Origin of the sequence: Comamonas sp. B-9, assembly GCF_000410635.1 — a bacterium.
In the GTDB taxonomy this organism is placed as follows: Bacteria; Pseudomonadota; Gammaproteobacteria; order Burkholderiales; family Burkholderiaceae_C; genus Comamonas.
Map to the genome: position 1 here is coordinate 256 of NZ_KE148599.1, position 1,064 is coordinate 1,319.

Genomic DNA, 1,064 nt, shown 5'->3' on the forward strand with positions numbered 1-1,064 from the left:
CTGGAACGCGCCCAGCAGGCGCTGGAGTTGGCAGCCCAGGGCCTGCAGGTCGTTGTGGTTTCGTCCGGTGATCCGGGCGTGTTCGCCATGGCATCGGCCGTGTTTGAAGCACTGGAACGCGCACAAGGCGCGCAGGCCGAACGCTGGCTGGGACTGGACGTGCAGGTCTTGCCCGGCGTTACCGCGATGCTGGCCGCCGCCGCCCGCGCAGGCGCGCCGCTGGGCCATGATTTTTGCTGCATCAATCTGTCGGACAACCTCAAGCCCTGGCCGGTGATTGCCCGCCGGGTGGAACTGGCGGTCGAAGCCGATTTTGCGATGGCCTTTTACAACCCGCGCTCGCACAGCAGGCCGCAAGGATTTATCCGCCTGCTGGAGCTGCTGCGCGCGCATTGCGAGCCCGAGCGCCTGCTGATTTTTGCCCGCGCCGTCTCCACGCCCGAGGAATCGCTGCAGGTTTGCAGCCTCGCTGAGGCCCAGCCCGAGATGGCCGACATGCGCACCGTCGTGCTGGTGGGCAACCGCCTCACCCGCCGCGTGGGCCGCTACACCTATACGCCGCGCTACGGCACAGTGGATGGCAAGGCGCCATGACGGAGCCAATGCATGACCGCCGCCACGCTTTCAGTGCGCGGCCGCAAGGGCAGTGCCGGGCGCTGCACCATCACGACCGGCAAGCCCAGTGCACGGGCGGCATCGATCTTGCCGCGCGTGGCGGCCCCTCCCGCATTCTTGGCCACCAGCCAGGTGATGTGGTGCTGCTGCAGCAGGGCCAGGTCGTCCTGCATGCCAAAAGGCCCCCGGCCCAGCACCACCATGTGCCGGGGCAGCGGCAAGCTGCCGGGCACAGGTGCATCGACCAGGCGCAGCAGGTAATGGTGCTGCGGGTAGGCGGCAAAGGCATCGAGCTGTTTGCGCCCCACGGCCAGAAACACCCGGCTGGGCGCCTGGGGCAGCGCGCTGGCGGCATCGGCCATGCTGGCGACCTCGGTCCAGCTATCGCCGGGCTGCGCCTGCCAGGGCGCACGCTCCAGCGCCAGCAAGGGCGTGCCGGTAGCGGCGCA

At 69.0% G+C, this 1,064-nt stretch carries 2 protein-coding genes; one reads left to right on the forward strand and one right to left on the reverse strand.

Going from position 1 to position 1,064, the window contains the following annotated elements:
* Window positions 1-594: precorrin-3B C(17)-methyltransferase (locus H928_RS28110; protein ID WP_043340422.1), on the forward strand; the 594-nt coding region annotated here is incomplete at its 5' end.
* Here the strand turns inward: H928_RS28110 and H928_RS0115355 are convergent.
* Window positions 564-1,064 (reverse strand): precorrin-6A/cobalt-precorrin-6A reductase (locus tag H928_RS0115355; protein ID WP_021027303.1); only part of this gene is annotated, 501 nt, incomplete at its 5' end. The genes H928_RS28110 and H928_RS0115355 overlap by 31 nt on opposite strands.